The sequence below is a fragment of the Arthrobacter sp. B3I9 genome (assembly GCF_030816935.1).
In the GTDB taxonomy this organism is placed as follows: Bacteria; Actinomycetota; Actinomycetes; order Actinomycetales; family Micrococcaceae; genus Arthrobacter.
On the sequence record NZ_JAUSYO010000001.1, the window covers coordinates 2,087,929 to 2,102,576 of the forward strand.

Consider the following 14,648-nt stretch of genomic DNA (forward strand, 5'->3'; position numbering starts at 1 on the left):
CTTGGATTAGGTAGACCAGTCTACCTAATCGCGCTGTACTTCCACCAGGCTGACGTCCGCCAAGAGGCCGGCGTCGACTGTTGCGCTGAGGTAAGTGCAGGCGGGTTGCCGCCGGCGGTCAGTGGGGGAGCCGGGGTTCAGCAGCCGCAGCCCGCCCGGGCCGGTTGTGTCCCAGGGGATGTGGCTGTGCCCGAACACCAGAACGTCGGCGTCCGGGTAAAGTGCCTCGCACCGCTGCTCCCGGTCTTTGGCCGGCCCGGTCTCATGGACCATGGCGAACCGCAGTCCGTCCAGCGTCACGGAAGCGGTCTCCGGCAGCCGCCGGCGGAGCTCGGGGCCGTCGTTGTTGCCGTAGACCGCAATTAGCCGTCGGCTGCGGTGCTCGAATTCGTCCAGCAGTGCTGCTGTCACCCAGTCGCCGGCATGGAAGACCACATCGGCGTTCTCGACGGCGGCCCATAGCTGGGAGGGAAGCGTCCGCGCCCGGCTGGGAACGTGGGTGTCGGAGACGAACAGGAGGCGTTGCGGCATAACCGAATCCTCCCACAGCGGTCAGCCCGGGGAGCTGCCTTCTGCCACTGCCGCCGCAACGAGCCGATCGAAACTGACCGTGCCGTTCTCAGGAGGAATAACGGCCAGGATCGCGGACCATTTTTCCGGGGCGCTCTTCTCCAGTGCCGGAGCATGTTCCACCTGCAGGCACAATCCGGGCACGCCGCTGACGGGCAGTGCAAGGCGCTCGCCGCTGTTGATGAGCTGCCGGAATTGCTTGACTGACAGTTGGTCACCCTGGGTACCGGTCACTTCACCGATCGTGTCATTTACGCGTTTGGCCAGCCCCTGGAGCAACCTCCTCCGGCCCGACACCGCGGGAGCCGTGAAGAGTGCCGCGAAAAGGACCGTGAACGACGTGACAGCGCCGAAGCTCCTGAGGACGGGCAGGAAGGTCATCAGGATCAGGCCCACGACGAGCCCGATGACACTGAGCAGGACGAACCTGGCTGCAGGATCCTGGCCGGGCTTCTTTGTCCAGCGGACCACCGTGACGGCGCTCTTCCCGGGCTCCTTGTGAACCGCATTGTCCATGTTTAGTGCCCCTTCACATCCATCAGCGCCTCAGCCAGGACAACCGCCTCGCGTGCTTGCCTGAGATCCCCATACAATCCGACGTCGGACACGGTTCCGGCGGCCTGGGTGGCGCCGGCAAGCTCGGAAAGAATGCTGCCGAGCTTTGCCCGGTCCTGCGCTAACATCCGGGACGAAGCCAGCTTGATCTTGCTCATTTCAAGCTCCAGCAACGATTTGTCGATAGCTGTGCGACGCCCCTGCATGACGCCGATCTTTTCCGCAAGCCGCCTGGTCCGGGCACGCAGCATTGCTTCCATCTTCACCGCCGTGTCATGGAGGTCGGTCAGGGAAGCGGACGGTTGTGGAGTTCCTGCAGAACGGTCCAAGTGCTCACCAACGTAAATGCGGCGCCGCTCCCATTTTCGTACGGCGGATTCATATGGTTCCAGAAGCAGCGTGACGGCTGTGATCGCCTTCTCCAGCGCAACGGCCCGCGTGCTGAGGTTGGTGGTGGCGGCGTCCAGCCTCGAGAGAAACTCCTCGTAGTTGTCAGGGGGAGGGACGCTCTGCCTGTTCATCTGAATGCGCCCCGGACTCCCATGGCAAGAGGATAGGGCTTCAGAGCAGGGGGTGCTAGTGCTGCTCTGATTAGCCAGAAGGGGTTGTTGCCAAAGTGGCCCGCTAGGGCCAAAGTGTAGGTGTTTCGCCGTCGCCGAACTTCCGGCCCGGCGCTTCAGGGTTTCCGCATACCGGCTGTGGAGGTCAATCATGAGCACGACTTCTGAAGAAGTGTTTGACGCAACCCCCGAAGGCGATGAACCCGAGCTCAAGCGGGTCCTCGGACCGAAGCTCCTTCTGCTCTTCATTGTCGGTGACATCCTTGGCGCCGGCGTGTACGCCGTCACCGGAACGATGGCAGGCACAGTGGGCGGCATCGTCTGGCTGCCATTCCTTCTTGCCTTCATTGTGGCCACGCTGACGGCTTTCTCCTACCTCGAACTGGTCACCCAGTATCCGCAGGCGGCCGGGGCGGCGCTTTACACGCACAAGGCCTTCGGCATCCACTTCGTCACTTTCCTCGTGGCGTTCGCCGTGGTCTGCTCCGGCATCACCAGCGCTTCCACGTCCGCGAACGTCCTCGCCCAGAATTTTTTTGGCGGCCTGGAAATCAACGGCTGGATGGATGTCCCCGATCAGGGCGTCATCACCGCGGTCGCTATGGGCTTCATGCTTCTGCTCGCCGCCATAAACCTGCGCGGCGTGGGCGAGAGCGTTAAGTTCAACGTGGTGCTGACCCTCGTTGAGATGACAGCCCTCTGCATCGTGATCGGCGTCGGCTTCTACGTGATGGCCCAGGGGACCGGAAATGCAGGAGAGATATTTGTCTTCAACGACTACCAGGACAAGGGCATGTTCCTGGCGGTAACCGCAGCCACCTCCATCGCGTTCTTTGCGATGGTGGGCTTCGAGGACTCGGTGAACATGGTGGAGGAGACGCAGCACCCCGAGCGGATTTTTCCGCGGACCATGCTGACCGGTCTGGGCATCGCGGTGCTCCTCTACATGCTCGTCGCAGTCTCGGTGGTCAGTGTGCTCACGCCAACCGAACTTGAGAATATCCGCGAGGCCGAAGGCGCCGCCCTCCTCGAGGTGGTGCACAAGGGCTCGCCCGGTTTCCCCATCGACAAGATCTTCCCGTTCCTGGCAGTCTTCGCGGTCGCCAACACTGCGTTGATCAACATGCTCATGGCAAGCCGGCTGATCTACGGAATGGCCCGACAGAACGTCCTGCCCAAGCCGCTCGGAAAGGTGCTGCCGGGACGCCGCACTCCGTGGGCCGGAATCCTGTTCTCCACCGTCCTTGCGCTGGGCCTGATCTTGTATGTCACGTCCGACCCCCAAAGCAACATTGTGGCAAATCTTTCCGGCACCACGGCGTTCCTGCTGCTGTGTGTGTTCACCGTCGTGAACGCGGCCTGCTTGGTGCTCCGCGGCAAGCGGGACCCCGCACGCAAAGTGTTCTTCACATCACCCGGGCCGCTGCCGCTCGTAGCCGCCGTGTTGTGTGCGTTCCTTGCCGGCCCGTGGGTGGGCCGCAACGTCATCCAATACCAGATCGCCGGGGGCCTGATGGCGATCGGCGTCGTGCTCTGGTTCATTACCTGGTTGGTCAACAGCAGGACCAACAGGGGACGAGGCGAGCCGGTCGGAACGCAGAACGCCGGCAACGACGGTTAGGCGTCGCCGCGGCCCGGATCACGGCTTCGTCATGGATGCGGGCGGCGGCGGGAAGGGTGCGGACGGATAGAGCCCGGCGACCTGTTGCATATAGTTCGCCCACTGCGGGCCCGCAAGCATGTAACCGTCGATGGCCTTGTAGAAGTTGCCGTTGACGGTAATGTTCTGGCCGGGCCGCTTCTGGCCTTCCAGGGCGTCGCCGAAGAAGGACGCAGTGGCAAGTCCGGAGGTGTAGCCGACCACCCAGGTGGCGCCGTTGTTGTTGGATGTACCTGTCTTGGCCGCCACCGGGAACTGGTTCTGGACCTTGGGATTGATGTAAACCCCGGAACCCCGTTTCAACACGTCCTGGAGTACGGCACTCACACCGTGGGCAACGTCGGGCTTGACGGCGTCGCGGCAGGTCGTGGCCTCCGCCGGGAGTTTACGGCCCGCTGCATCGGTCACGTCCACAAGGGCGATCGGCGTGCAGTACTTGCCGTCATTGGCGAACGTGGCAAAGGCGTTGGCCAGGTGGAGCGGAGCCACTCCGATGGCACCCAGGAGGTTGCCCAGCTGGTGCATGTTCACAGGGGCGTTGTCCACGCCGCTATGCAGCCCCACGGCGTCGACCATTTTCTGGATGCCGCAGAAGTCAAGCTGCGACGCCTCAGCAAAAGTGGCGGTGTTGATCGAGTTGTACAGCCCGTAATCGACCGCCATCCGGCGGTAGAACCCCTCGTCGTTGTTCTGAAGGTCGTCCGCGGCGCCGAGACCGGCGTTCTTCTGCTGTGTGCTGTATGCGCCGAGCACCTTGCCGCAGCTGGACTTCCACGGAAAATCCAGCGGGTAGGTGCGCCTCGACGCGTCCACCATGGCCTTCATCGACTTGCCCTCGTTGAGCCACTCCGCGAACGTGAACGGCTTCATCGTGGAGCCGGGCTGGAACCCGCCGGCGCCGTTGAGGTCACTGCCTTTGGCGTCCTTGGAGTCGACGTTGAAGTTCAGCTGGGTGTCGAATTTTCCCGGTTGCGGAAGAAACACGGTGTTTTGCGCCATCGCCAGGATCTTTCCGGTTCCCGGCGCGATGGAGACTATCGCCGCGCCCCACTTGTCCGGGTTCGGGCCGGCAGTGGCGTCCACCTGCGCCTGCGCCGCCGCCTGCAGCCTGCTGTCCAGGGTGGTCGTGATGGTCAGGCCGCCGCGGTACAGCACCCTCTCCCGGTCGGCCTGGCTGCCTCCGTAGGCCGGGTTGTTAAGGATGAGGTGGGAAATGTAGTCGCAGAAGTACGGGGCCATGTCGGCGGCGGCGCAGCCCTGCTTCCCCGGGGTGATCTTGAGCTCCACCCCGGCGGCAACGGCGGCGTCATGGTCGGCCTGGCTGATTTTCCCCTGGGTGAGCATGCTGTCGAGGACCTGGTTGCGCCGCTGGATGGAGTTCTCCGGGTTGACGGCAGGGTCATAGAAGCTGGGGCTGTTCACCAAGCCGGCCAGCAGGGCCGCCTGGGGGAGGGTGAGATCCTTGGCCGTGGTACTGAAGAAGTGCCGTGACGCGGCTTCGATTCCGTAGGCGTCGCGGTTGAAGAAGACGATGTTGAGGTAGCCCTCAAGGATCTGGTCCTTGGTGAACTTCTTCTCCAGTTCGATGGCGAGCTTAACCTCCCGCACTTTGTCGCCCACGCTCTTTTGCCCGCTGAGGATGACCTGTTGGCCCTTGTCCGCCGACAACAGGGACTCGTTGATCACGTTGGTCACGTATTGCTGGGTCAGCGTGGAGGCGCCCTGCCTCTCGCCGCTGGTCAGGTTGGACGCCAATGCCCGGAGAATGCCCTGCGGATCTACACCGGCGTGCTCGTAGAAGCGGCTGTCCTCGATGGCGACTATCGCGTCCTTAATGTACGGGGACATCTGATCCAGCCCGACTTTTACCCGGTTCTCCGCATAGAAGGTGGCGATCTGTTTTCCGTCAGCGCTCAGCACCGTGGTTGACTGCGACGGCGTCTCCACCGCCAGCTCCGAGGGCAGGTTGTTGAAGAAGATGATGGAATTCCGCATTGCGACGCCCGCGGCAGCCACACTCGGGACAACCAGGCTGGCGGTCAGGACGCCGCAGAGCGCACTGACAGCAAGCAACGCGAGGACCCTCAGCAGGGCCGAGACCAGACGAGATCCAAGTGGGTTAATCCGCGCCATCTTTTGCCAGCCATAACACTCGAAATGTGTGTTCAGAATACGCCGGAACTTCACGCATCGGCGGGCGGACGTCAAAATCAGGACCTTCGGCCCGGTAATGCCGGGGCCGCTACCAGGCATGTTTGGGTTGCGGATATGAGAGTGTGATGACTTATGAAACGGATCGGCTTTCTCTCGTTCGGCCACTGGCGCGACATTCCGGGTTCGCGCGTGCGTACCGCCAGGGACTCCCTCCTGCAGGCAATCGAACTGGCCATTGCCGCGGAGGAAGTAGGTATCGACGGAGCGTTCTTCCGGGTTCATCACTTCGCCGAGCAGCAGGCCTCGCCGTTCCCCCTGCTTGCCGCGATTTCCGCCCGCACCTCCCGCATCGAAATCGGTACCGGCGTCATCGACATGCGGTACGAGAACCCGCTGTACATGGCTGAGGAAGCGGCCGCCGTCGACCTCATCAGTGGAGGCCGTCTGCAGCTGGGAGTAAGCCGGGGTTCGCCCGAAACAGTGCTGGCCGGGTACGAGGCTTTTGGCCACGTCCCGTTGGACGGCGAGTCCCACGCCGAGATGGCCCGCCGGCACACTTCCCGCTTCCGGGATGCCATTTCCGGCGCCGGCATCGGCCGTGCCAACCCCCGCGCAGGCGGTGCCACCGGGCTGGTCCCGGTTCAGCCGCTGTCACCGACGCTCCCCGAAAGGATCTGGTGGGGCGCCGGAACCCGGGCCAGCGCCCGGTGGGCCGGCCAGGAGGGCATGAACCTCATGTCATCAACTTTGCTGACGGAGGATACCGGGGCTCCCTTCGACCAGTTGCAGGCCGAGCAGATCGCCGGGTATCGGGAGGCGTGGGCGGAGGCGGGACACCCGCGCACACCAAGGGTTTCCGTTTCGCGGAGCATCATCCCGCTGATCGACGAGGAGTCCCGCCGGTACTTCAGTTTGCGCGCCCAGGCCGATGCCCACGACCAGGTGGGTTACCTCAACGGCGGTCTGGCGCGCTTCGGGCGCAGCTACATCGGCGACCCCGGTCAGCTCGTGGAGGAGCTCTCCCGGGACGCGGCCGTCGCCACGGCGGACACGCTGCTCGTGACCGTTCCGAACCAGCTCGGCGTGGACTTCAATGCGCGGCTACTGGAGTCGATTTCCCGGGAACTGCGGCCGGCCCTGGGCTGGGACTGACAACCCGTCCTTGAGGATGCGACCGGCAGGCCTAAACTGGAATTCCCTTCTCGCATAGATTGCGGAGAATCCAGTGAAGAAACTCAGAACCCCTACGTTTCGGGCAGCCATGTCCTTCCTGGCCTCCGGCGCCGTGCTGGCCCTGTCGGCTGCCCCGGCGGCAGCTGCTCCTCCGCGGCCCTTCTACTTTCCGGAAGCCTGCAATTACGTTCCGGCTCCGTTTGATCAACTCGTCTGCATCAGCCAGACAGGGCGGTACAGCCAGGTCGCTACGCCCAGCGGCAAGACGGTCACCCGCGCCGCCATCGCAACCAGCACCACTGTCTATACGGGGCCCAGTAAGACCGAGAGCGTGACGGCATGGTCGGACACCACGCAGCAATTCAGCGTGCTCGCAGCGAGCGGTGACCCCGCACTCTTCCAACTGCGGCAGGTAGTCAGGGGCGACAACGTGCTCGTGAGAACGTCCTGCATGGTCAATGTCCGATTCGTCATCACGGGAACGCAGATCCGGCAAACCCACACCGAGGCCAGCTGTCAGTAGCGATCGGCCCCGCGCGTACTACTGCGGGGCCGATCCGGTGGCGCTAGCTACTGCTCTGCGCCGCCATGCAGGCCGTCGTCGCTGCTGTCGCTGGCAGGGGATGCGCCCGCATCGTCGGGAGCCAGGTCCATGTTTCCGCGGGCCTCCTCCATGGTGGGTCCTCCCGACGGAACGCTGTAGGTGTCCGGCCGGATACCGTGGGACTGCTCCTCGATCAACGCCTGCTCTTCGCTGAAGCGGATCACGTTTGCTTCATCGCCGGCGTCGCCAGGGATGTCCTCGCGGAGTTTCGAGGGATCCGGAACTATAAAACCGTTGTCGCTGTCATTTTTTTCAGTCATGGTCTCGTCCTTTCCGTGCTGCTCTGTCCTTTACATCGTAAGCCTACTTGCCATTCTGGCGCGGGCCTCACCGGTGACACTGCTTGCGGACCTGTGTGGGCGCGCAGCCATGCCTTAGCGGCCAGGGGTAGCTGTCCCTCGGCGGGTGGGAGTAAAGTCGCCCCACCAGCAAGGAGGCCGCTCATGGCAATGAAGGTTCACCACGTCGCCCAGCTCGACAGGGATGTGTCGGGCGAAGTCACGCAATGGCTGGAGTACCTCAAAGGCCAGGTGACCAGCGTCCAGTTCCTCACCACCACTGTGCCGGATCCCCAGGCTCCCGAGAAATGGCGCGTGCAGTACGAGGCCTACATCACCTACCAGCAGTGACCGCCAAAGGGGCAGGATTGAGGACCACCATGAAGAGCACACGCCTTTCCGCTATCGGACTTGTCGCAGCTGCCGCCTTGGCCCTCGCCGGCTGCGGGTCGGGGTCGACGGCTCCCGCCAGTTCGGCTCCGGCGGGTGGCGCAGATACTTCCCTGAGTGACGTCCAGAGCGCGGGCACGCTGAAGGTCGGTACCGAAGGGACATACAAACCCTTTTCGTTCCACGCCGAGGGCAGCGGCGAGCTGACCGGATACGACGTCGACATCATCACGGCCGTCGCAGGCAAGCTCGGCGTCAAACCGGCGTTCCAGGAGACCCAGTTCGACGCCATCTTCGCCGGACTCGAGGCCAAGAGGTTTGACATCGTCGCCAACCAGATCTCCATCACCGATGAACGCAAGGCGAAGTACGACTTCTCCACCCCCTACACCGTGAGCACGGGCGTAGTGGTGACCAAGTCCGACAACAACGACATCACCTCGTTCGAGAGCCTCAAGGGCAAGACCACCGCCCAGTCCCTGACCAGCAACTGGTACAAGCTGGCCCAGCAAAGCGGCGCCACCGTCGAGGCCGTCGAGGGCTGGGCGCAGGCGGTAACGCTGCTCAAGCAGGGGCGCGTCGACGCGACCATCAACGACAAACTGACGTACCTGGACTCCCAGAAGACGGCGAAGGACAGCGACATCAAAATTGCGGCCGAGACCACGGACAAGTCGCTAAGCGCCTTTGCGCTGCGCAAAGGATCCACCAGCCTGACGGGAGCCGTCAACAAGGCGCTCGGTGAGCTGCAGACAGACGGTACCCTGACGAAAATTTCGCAGAAATACTTTGACGCGGACGTGACGAAGTAGACGGCCGGACGCCGTCGTCGAGCGCCGAGCCAGAGGATGAACATCAACTGGGATCTGGTCTGGGGGTCACTGGGGCCCATCCTGATGGGCGCCATCACTGGCACTATTCCCTTGGCGTTGTCCTCGTTCGGCCTGGGCCTGTTGCTGGCCCTGCTGGTGGCGCTGATGCGGCTCAGCCGCAATCCCGTCTTCGCCGGCGTCGCCCGGACGTACATCTCTGTTATCCGTGGCACGCCCCTCTTGGTCCAGCTGTTCGTCATCTTTTACGGGCTGCCGTCTGTCGGCCTGACCATCAGCCCTTGGCCCAGCGCCATCATCGCCTTCTCGCTCAATGTGGGCGGTTACGCCGCGGAGGTCATCCGTGCAGCCATCCTGTCGGTGCCCAAGGGGCAATGGGAGGCAGGCCACACCATCGGCATGTCCCGGCGGCAATCGCTGGTCCGGATCATCCTGCCGCAGGCCGCCCGGGTGTCGGTCCCGCCGCTGTCCAACACGTTCATCAGCTTGGTGAAGGACACCTCGCTCGCTTCGCTGATCCTCGTGACCGAGCTCTTCCGTCAGGCGCAACAGGTGGCCGCCTTCAGCCAGGAGTTCATGCTGCTGTACCTGGAAGCCGCCGTCATTTACTGGATAGTCTGCCTGTTCCTGGCCGGCGGACAGTCCCTCCTGGAAAAAAGATTGGACCGCTATGTCGCCCACTGACTCCGCCCTGCCCGACACGGCGACCATCCTGACCGTGCGGGGGCTGCGGAAGGCCTTCGGCCGGCATGAAGTGCTGAAATCGATTGATATCGACGTCCGCCGCGGCGAAGTCGTCACCCTGATCGGCCCGTCAGGATCGGGCAAGACAACCGTCCTGCGGTGCCTCAACGGGCTTGAAGTGCCCGACGCCGGCATCCTTTCGTTCACGGGCGACCTCACCGCAGACTTCTCCGCTCCCGTGTCAAAGAAGCAGATAAACGCCATGCGCGACCGCAGCGCCATGGTCTTCCAGCATTACAATCTCTTCCCGCACATGACGGTCCTGCAGAACATCATCGAGGGCCCGGTCCAGGTCCAGAAACGTCCGAGGGCCGAGGCCGCCAGAGAGGCCCGGGAATTATTGGGCCGCGTGGGCCTGGAGGACAAGGAGAACAGCTATCCGTTCCAGCTCTCGGGCGGGCAGCAGCAGCGCGTCGGCATCGTCCGGGCGCTCGCCTTGCGGCCGGAACTGCTGCTTTTTGACGAGCCGACGTCGGCTCTGGACCCGGAGCTGGTAGGCGACGTCCTCACAGTTATCAAGGAGCTCGCAGATGAGGGCTGGACCATGGTTGTGGTCACCCACGAACTTGCCTTCGCCCGCCAGGTCGCCGACGAGGTCATCTTCATGGACGGAGGCGTCGTCGTCGAACGCGGACACCCTGACACCGTGCTGCGCGACCCCCGGGAGGAACGCACCCGGCAGTTCGTGGACCGGCTGCTGAACCCGTTCTGAGCGCGGCCGCAGCTTTGGCCGGTGGGGGTTGACCACGTGGTACTTCATCAGAACAGCGACGACGGGCCGGCCGGGGCGGCCCGACTTCACCCTGGGCTCTCCCGGGTATTGCTGCCCTGCACCCTCGTGTCGGTCTCCGGTTTCGTCCTGTTCGTTCTGCAGCAGAGGATCGCCGGCTTTGGACTGCTGGCCCTGGCGCTCCTTCTGGCGGCCTGGATCGACGCGGCCGTCTTGCGGGACCTGGCCCTTATCGCCGTCGGGCTAACGGCCATGAGCCTTGTGCCGGTGACGACCGATATCAGCACGGAGCACATGCTGGTCATGGGGTTGGGCATGGTGCTGGCTGTGGGAATTCCGTACGTTGTTTCCCGGTTTGTCTTCGGCGATGGTGCTGTCCGTTTTCCGGTCCTGACGGGGAAGCCGTGGACCCGGGCGGAAAAGTGGTACCTGCCGGCCGTCGTGGTCATGGGGTATGCGGTGCTGCCTGTTTACATGGTCAACACCGGCGTCTACCGCAACTGGCCGGCGGTCTCGGATCCGGAAGGAGTCGCGCGGCTCTTCCTGGGCACGAACGTCCTGGGCATCTGGGATGAGCTGTTTTTTATTTGCACAGTCTTCGCGCTCCTGCGCCGGCATCTGCCCGTGGCCCAGGCGAACGTGCTGCAGGCGGTGCTTTTTACGGCGTTTCTATGGGAGCTCGGGTTCCGCGCCTGGGCGCCGTTTTTCATTTTCCCGTTTGCCCTCCTCCAGGCGCTGATATTCACCCGGACCAAGTCCCTGTCCTACATTGTGAGCGTCCATCTGCTCTTCGATTTCATCCTGTTCCTGGTCCTGATTCATGCCCACAACCGTGCCTGGATCGACATCTTCATTTACTGAGGATCGTCACTCCTTCCGGCGTTTGGGGAAAGGGATCCGGTCAAGGTCCTCAGCGGCCACCACCGCGGCGCCGCCCGCGCGGGCGCTGGCTTGTGCGGCGAGCCCCGAGACGTCCGGGTAGCGTGAGGAAAAGTGGGTGAGGACAAGGGTGCCCACCCCGTCGGACGCGAGGGCGCCGGCCTGTCCGGCGGTGAGGTGACGGTACTGCGTGGCCAGACCGGCGTCGTCATCACTGAACGTCGATTCGGCCACCAGCAGGTCGACACCGTGGGCAAGTGCCTCCGCGCCGGGGCACACCGCAGTATCCATCACGAAGGCGAAGCTTTGGCCGGGCCGGGGGACGCTCACGTCGTCCAGCTGCACTCCGTTGAGGCTCCCGTCGCGGAGCAGGCGGCCGACGTCGGGCCCTGCAATTCCGGCGGCTGCCAAGCGGTCGGGGAGAAAGGTGCGGCTGTCCGGCTCAACGAGCCGGTAGCCGAAGGTCTCGATGCGGTGCCGGAGGGGCTCTACCTCCAGGCCTGCAGCAACCGGACCGGCGCTCCCGTGGGGGTGGAGCCGCAGGTCAGGGCCGGGGGAGGCGAGGGAAAGGAGGGCACGGACCGCCTCGTCCCCTGAGGCGGGATAGTGCAGATGCACGGGGTGCGTCACGCCGTCAAGGGCCAGGCGTGAGAGTACCCCGGGCAGCCCGAAGCAGTGGTCGCCGTGGACATGGGTGAGGCAGATGCGCGTGATCTGCGAGGCCGAAACGCCGGCGTGGATCATCTGCCGCTGCGTGCCTTCCCCGGGGTCGAAGAGTAACCCCTCGCCGTCCCATCGCAGCAGATAGCCGTTCTGGTTGCGGGACCGGGTGGGGACTTGGGAAGCGGTGCCGAGGATGACCAATTCGCGCATGGAACCGAGTGTCCCACCCGGTAGCCTCGCCGACCACGCCTTAAAGCGTCCACGACGCCTCACATTGGAGCGTCCACCAGGCCTTAAAGCAGGAACGGCCCCGCGCGCCGAGGCGAGCGGGGCCGTGGGATCCGCCGGCGAAAGCAGCGGAATGAGGGCTTACTTGTAGACGCGGACCCAGTCGACCTGCATCTGGGAAGCCTTGGTGGCGGAGCCGTCCGGGAACCAGTCCAGCTGCAACGTCTGGTGCATGCCCACCGTGGGCTGGTGGGCCGGGTTGGTGTCGCTGAAGGTCTTCACGCCGTCGATGTAGCCGGTGATGCCGGCCGGGGTCCACTCCACGGCGTAGTTGTGCCACTGCGTGCTGTCGACAGGCTTGGCCGCGAGGGTCTGGAAATCCCCGCCGCCGCACTTGTAGTGCAGGAAGAACTTCATCATGGCCGTTTCGGTGCTGCCCTCTGCGTAGTCGATTTCGGCGCAGTTGGATGAGGCGTTGTTGTTGGGCCACAGGATCATCACCGGGTGGTACTTCGGGTCGCGGTCGCTGGTCCTCATGCGGGACTCCCAACGGCCGTACTTCTGCTGCGCAAATTTGGCGGACATGCCACCAGTGGTGCCGGCGGAGTCACCACTGACAGTGGCTACGCCATTTGCAACAGACCAGGCCTGAGGGCTGCGTACGCCCTGGTTGTGGTGTCCGGGACCCTTGAAGACGCTCCATTTGGTGGAGTCGGGAGCGCCCGTGTTGGAGAACTCGTCTCCGGCCAGAACCGGGCCCCAGTTGAAGTTGGTGGCTGCCTCCGTGCCGCTGCCGGCTGTTGCGGCGGCAACGACGGGGGTTGCCGCGGCGGGGGCAGCGGCGACTGCGACTGCGGGAACCACGGGGGTCGCGGCGGCGGGAACGGCCGCGGCAGGCACCGCGGGGGCTGCGGGGGCGGGGGCTGCCGGGGCAGCAGCGGCGGGTGCGCCCTCAGCCGCATCGCCCTCTGACTCGGTGTCAGTGGCTACCGCCCCGAACATCGACGCTGCGGCGGAGGAGTCTGCCAGCGTCGCGGACGACGCGGACTCGCTGCGACCGGCCTGATCTGCGGCCCCGTCCGATGCGGGGGCGATGCTGCACCCGGTCAGGGACAGTGCGCCCATCGTTAGTGTGATGGCTATTTTCTTAAACAAGAGACCTCTTCGGGCATAGAACTGACGCAAACGGCAGCCGCAACTAAGGCGATGACGAGTGCTTAAGACTTCGTTCGGCTCCCGGCACAGGGCGGGAGCGAGCAGACGCCGAGCGGCGCGGCGGTGCCCACGTCGGGGCCTCCGGGCCCTGCATTCGGGCCAGCCCGTCGGGGCCAGGCGCCCACGTTACCCGATCGTAACCTTTGCCCGCAAACCGGAGTTCGCCCTCTCTTTGGCGCTCGACGCGAACAGTGAGGCAGTGGCAGAGGGCCTGGCGCGGGCAGTGAATAGCTTGGAATCCGGTGTCCTATGCCAGCCGGGAGCGAGGACGGTCGGTTCCGAGCCGCCAGCAAGCCGGTCGGTTAGGCAACCTGGCTGTGGTACCCGTGGGCGTACCTCGCGGCCTTGGCGTAGTGCCGGAGTTTACGCCGGAGTTCGTGCCCAAAATTCCGGACGGTAGGGGTTGGCTGGGGCGGCCGGGCCGGGGAACGGATGCCCGTCCTCTGCGGCCCGAAGCGTGTAGGGCACAGCGATGCCGGACAGAATTGTGCCGGGTAAGGGTGGCGCGGTGGATTGGTGTTTGTGGCCGGTGGGGGTGGTGATTTCGAGGGTGTGTCGTTCTCCGGGTTCGTTCGGGTTTGCGGGTCGGGGGCGGGGGCGGCTTGTCCAGCCGGGGAATTCTTTGGTGTGGTTGCAGGCTTCGCAGAGCCGGCTCCGTTTGCCGCGGTAGTCGCACCTCCTCCGGCCCAGGCGAGGATGTGGTCCATGTGCCGGATCGGGGCGTCGCAGTACGGGGTACGGCAGGTGTCATCCCTGGCTTGGAGGAAGCGGCGGAGCCCGGCGGGGAAGAGCCGGGCGCGGGAGTCCATCGCGACGAGGTCCCCGGTTCCGGGGGCGCTGTAGAGCCGCCGTAGCCAGGTCTGCAGAGCTTCGTTATCTGCGGCGCTGACCGGTCCTGACCGGTTGAGGCCGGTCGCCCGGGCCGGGCCGCGTTTGATCAGTGCGCGGGCCCAGCCGGCGGGGACGATGCCGTAGCCGGGGAGCCGGGCGGGTTCGCTGTCGCCTTGGAGGAGGGTGCGGTCGGTCATCACGAGCTGGATCTCGATGCCGCTGATTCCGCCGGGGTGCCGGCTCGAGCGCGGTGAGGGTGTGCGGCATCTCGGTCACGAGGGCCTTCGCGAGGCCCAGGTGCCGGGAGCCGCGGGCCGGGGATTCGCGCCGGGCGAGCGCGATCTGCGCCCCGACCCCGGCTCCGAGCTCAGCTTCGGGAACGCCCGCCGCGCGCTGGGCGCGCCGCTGGACCAGATCGAGGGCCACGGAGATCCGTGCCTGCCGGGCGGCGATGGCCGATTTCTGGTCCTCAAGTTCGCGGAGCTCGTCGATCAACGCCGCCCCGTCATCGCCCAACGCCGCTTCATCAACGCCGCCGCCGTCCCGTCCGCCGTCAAGACCGGCGGGGCCGCCGTCCGGTCCGC

The 14,648-nt window shown here is 64.8% G+C and carries 15 protein-coding genes and 1 pseudogene; 8 read left to right on the forward strand and 8 right to left on the reverse strand.

Annotated elements, in window-relative coordinates; genetic code table 11:
• Positions 1-24 precede the first annotated feature (24 nt).
• The 3 genes from QFZ65_RS09815 to QFZ65_RS09825 are packed head-to-tail and all read right to left on the reverse strand — an operon-like array spanning position 25 to position 1,646.
• Positions 25-531 carry a metallophosphoesterase gene (locus QFZ65_RS09815; RefSeq protein ID WP_306909969.1) on the reverse strand — a complete coding sequence of 169 codons (507 nt, stop codon included), beginning with the start codon at positions 529-531 and terminating at the stop codon, positions 25-27.
• Between the two features lie 21 nt (positions 532-552).
• Positions 553-1,086 (reverse strand): hypothetical protein, encoded by a 534-nt coding sequence (locus QFZ65_RS09820; RefSeq protein WP_306909970.1) that lies wholly within the window; start codon positions 1,084-1,086, stop codon positions 553-555.
• A gap of 2 nt (positions 1,087-1,088) precedes the next feature.
• Positions 1,089-1,646 (reverse strand): hypothetical protein, encoded by a 558-nt coding sequence (locus tag QFZ65_RS09825; protein ID WP_306909971.1) that lies wholly within the window; start codon positions 1,644-1,646, stop codon positions 1,089-1,091.
• Positions 1,647-1,836: 190 nt separating this feature from the next.
• Here QFZ65_RS09825 and QFZ65_RS09830 point away from each other — a divergent pair, with 190 nt between their 5' ends.
• Positions 1,837-3,306 carry an APC family permease gene (locus QFZ65_RS09830; protein WP_306909972.1) on the forward strand — a complete coding sequence of 490 codons (1,470 nt, stop codon included), beginning with the start codon at positions 1,837-1,839 and terminating at the stop codon, positions 3,304-3,306.
• An 18-nt stretch (positions 3,307-3,324) separates the two neighbouring features.
• Here QFZ65_RS09830 and QFZ65_RS09835 read toward each other — a convergent pair whose 3' ends face one another.
• Complete coding sequence (locus tag QFZ65_RS09835) at positions 3,325-5,478, reverse strand: transglycosylase domain-containing protein (protein ID WP_306909973.1); 2,154 nt, start codon at positions 5,476-5,478, stop codon at positions 3,325-3,327.
• 153 nt (positions 5,479-5,631) lie between these two features.
• On the opposite strand from QFZ65_RS09835, the gene QFZ65_RS09840 reads away from it, so the two are divergent.
• The gene (locus QFZ65_RS09840; RefSeq protein ID WP_306909974.1) at positions 5,632-6,651 is read left to right on the forward strand and encodes an LLM class flavin-dependent oxidoreductase; all 1,020 of its coding nucleotides are present in this window, start codon (positions 5,632-5,634) and stop codon (positions 6,649-6,651) included.
• 73 nt (positions 6,652-6,724) lie between these two features.
• Positions 6,725-7,195, forward strand: coding sequence for a hypothetical protein (locus tag QFZ65_RS09845; RefSeq protein WP_306909975.1), 471 nt, complete (start codon positions 6,725-6,727; stop codon positions 7,193-7,195).
• A 47-nt stretch (positions 7,196-7,242) separates the two neighbouring features.
• Here the strand turns inward: QFZ65_RS09845 and QFZ65_RS09850 are convergent, their stop codons facing one another.
• Complete coding sequence (locus tag QFZ65_RS09850) at positions 7,243-7,536, reverse strand: hypothetical protein (protein WP_306909976.1); 294 nt, start codon at positions 7,534-7,536, stop codon at positions 7,243-7,245.
• A 183-nt stretch (positions 7,537-7,719) separates the two neighbouring features.
• On the opposite strand from QFZ65_RS09850, the gene QFZ65_RS09855 reads away from it, so the two are divergent.
• The 5 genes from QFZ65_RS09855 (at position 7,720) to QFZ65_RS09875 (ending at position 11,109) form a co-directional block, all read left to right on the forward strand.
• Positions 7,720-7,905 (forward strand): hypothetical protein, encoded by a 186-nt coding sequence (locus tag QFZ65_RS09855; RefSeq protein WP_306909977.1) that lies wholly within the window; start codon positions 7,720-7,722, stop codon positions 7,903-7,905.
• Between the two features lie 29 nt (positions 7,906-7,934).
• A complete protein-coding gene (locus tag QFZ65_RS09860; RefSeq protein WP_306909978.1) occupies positions 7,935-8,756 on the forward strand; it encodes an amino acid ABC transporter substrate-binding protein in 822 nt (273 codons plus the stop codon).
• Between the two features lie 36 nt (positions 8,757-8,792).
• Positions 8,793-9,458, forward strand: coding sequence for an amino acid ABC transporter permease (locus QFZ65_RS09865; protein WP_306909979.1), 666 nt, complete (start codon positions 8,793-8,795; stop codon positions 9,456-9,458).
• Positions 9,445-10,230 carry an amino acid ABC transporter ATP-binding protein gene (locus QFZ65_RS09870; protein ID WP_306909980.1) on the forward strand — a complete coding sequence of 262 codons (786 nt, stop codon included), beginning with the start codon at positions 9,445-9,447 and terminating at the stop codon, positions 10,228-10,230. The genes QFZ65_RS09865 and QFZ65_RS09870 overlap by 14 nt, the downstream gene beginning before the upstream one ends.
• A 108-nt stretch (positions 10,231-10,338) precedes the next feature.
• Entirely contained in the window at positions 10,339-11,109 is a 771-nt protein-coding gene (locus tag QFZ65_RS09875; protein ID WP_306912545.1) for a type II CAAX prenyl endopeptidase Rce1 family protein, read from the forward strand.
• A 6-nt stretch (positions 11,110-11,115) separates the two neighbouring features.
• Here QFZ65_RS09875 and QFZ65_RS09880 read toward each other — a convergent pair whose 3' ends face one another.
• The 3 genes and pseudogenes from QFZ65_RS09880 to QFZ65_RS09890 all read right to left on the reverse strand — a co-directional run bounded on the left by QFZ65_RS09880 (position 11,116) and on the right by QFZ65_RS09890 (position 14,580).
• Positions 11,116-12,000: a ribonuclease Z gene (locus tag QFZ65_RS09880; RefSeq protein ID WP_306909981.1), complete on the reverse strand. Its 885-nt coding sequence runs from the start codon at positions 11,998-12,000 to the stop codon at positions 11,116-11,118.
• Positions 12,001-12,159: 159 nt separating this feature from the next.
• Positions 12,160-13,143, reverse strand: coding sequence for a glycoside hydrolase family 16 protein (locus QFZ65_RS09885; RefSeq protein ID WP_306909982.1), 984 nt, complete (start codon positions 13,141-13,143; stop codon positions 12,160-12,162).
• A 453-nt stretch (positions 13,144-13,596) separates the two neighbouring features.
• A pseudogene (locus tag QFZ65_RS09890) lies at positions 13,597-14,580 on the reverse strand (HNH endonuclease).
• Between the last annotated feature and the right edge of the window lie 68 nt (positions 14,581-14,648).

Excerpts from the sequence above, each read along its gene's own strand:
- QFZ65_RS09815 (WP_306909969.1), bottom strand. The coding sequence starts at position 531 with ATGCCGCAACGCCTCCTGTTCGTCTCCGACACCCACGTTCCCAGCCGG.
- QFZ65_RS09820 (WP_306909970.1), bottom strand. The coding sequence starts at position 1,086 with ATGGACAATGCGGTTCACAAGGAGCCCGGGAAGAGCGCCGTCACGGTG.
- QFZ65_RS09825 (WP_306909971.1), bottom strand. The coding sequence starts at position 1,646 with ATGAACAGGCAGAGCGTCCCTCCCCCTGACAACTACGAGGAGTTTCTC.
- QFZ65_RS09830 (WP_306909972.1), top strand. The coding sequence starts at position 1,837 with ATGAGCACGACTTCTGAAGAAGTGTTTGACGCAACCCCCGAAGGCGAT.
- QFZ65_RS09835 (WP_306909973.1), bottom strand. The coding sequence starts at position 5,478 with ATGGCGCGGATTAACCCACTTGGATCTCGTCTGGTCTCGGCCCTGCTG.
- QFZ65_RS09840 (WP_306909974.1), top strand. The coding sequence starts at position 5,632 with ATGAAACGGATCGGCTTTCTCTCGTTCGGCCACTGGCGCGACATTCCG.
- QFZ65_RS09850 (WP_306909976.1), bottom strand. The coding sequence starts at position 7,536 with ATGACTGAAAAAAATGACAGCGACAACGGTTTTATAGTTCCGGATCCC.
- QFZ65_RS09855 (WP_306909977.1), top strand. The coding sequence starts at position 7,720 with ATGGCAATGAAGGTTCACCACGTCGCCCAGCTCGACAGGGATGTGTCG.
- QFZ65_RS09860 (WP_306909978.1), top strand. The coding sequence starts at position 7,935 with ATGAAGAGCACACGCCTTTCCGCTATCGGACTTGTCGCAGCTGCCGCC.
- QFZ65_RS09865 (WP_306909979.1), top strand. The coding sequence starts at position 8,793 with ATGAACATCAACTGGGATCTGGTCTGGGGGTCACTGGGGCCCATCCTG.
- QFZ65_RS09870 (WP_306909980.1), top strand. The coding sequence starts at position 9,445 with ATGTCGCCCACTGACTCCGCCCTGCCCGACACGGCGACCATCCTGACC.
- QFZ65_RS09880 (WP_306909981.1), bottom strand. The coding sequence starts at position 12,000 with ATGCGCGAATTGGTCATCCTCGGCACCGCTTCCCAAGTCCCCACCCGG.
- QFZ65_RS09885 (WP_306909982.1), bottom strand. The coding sequence starts at position 13,143 with ATGGGCGCACTGTCCCTGACCGGGTGCAGCATCGCCCCCGCATCGGAC.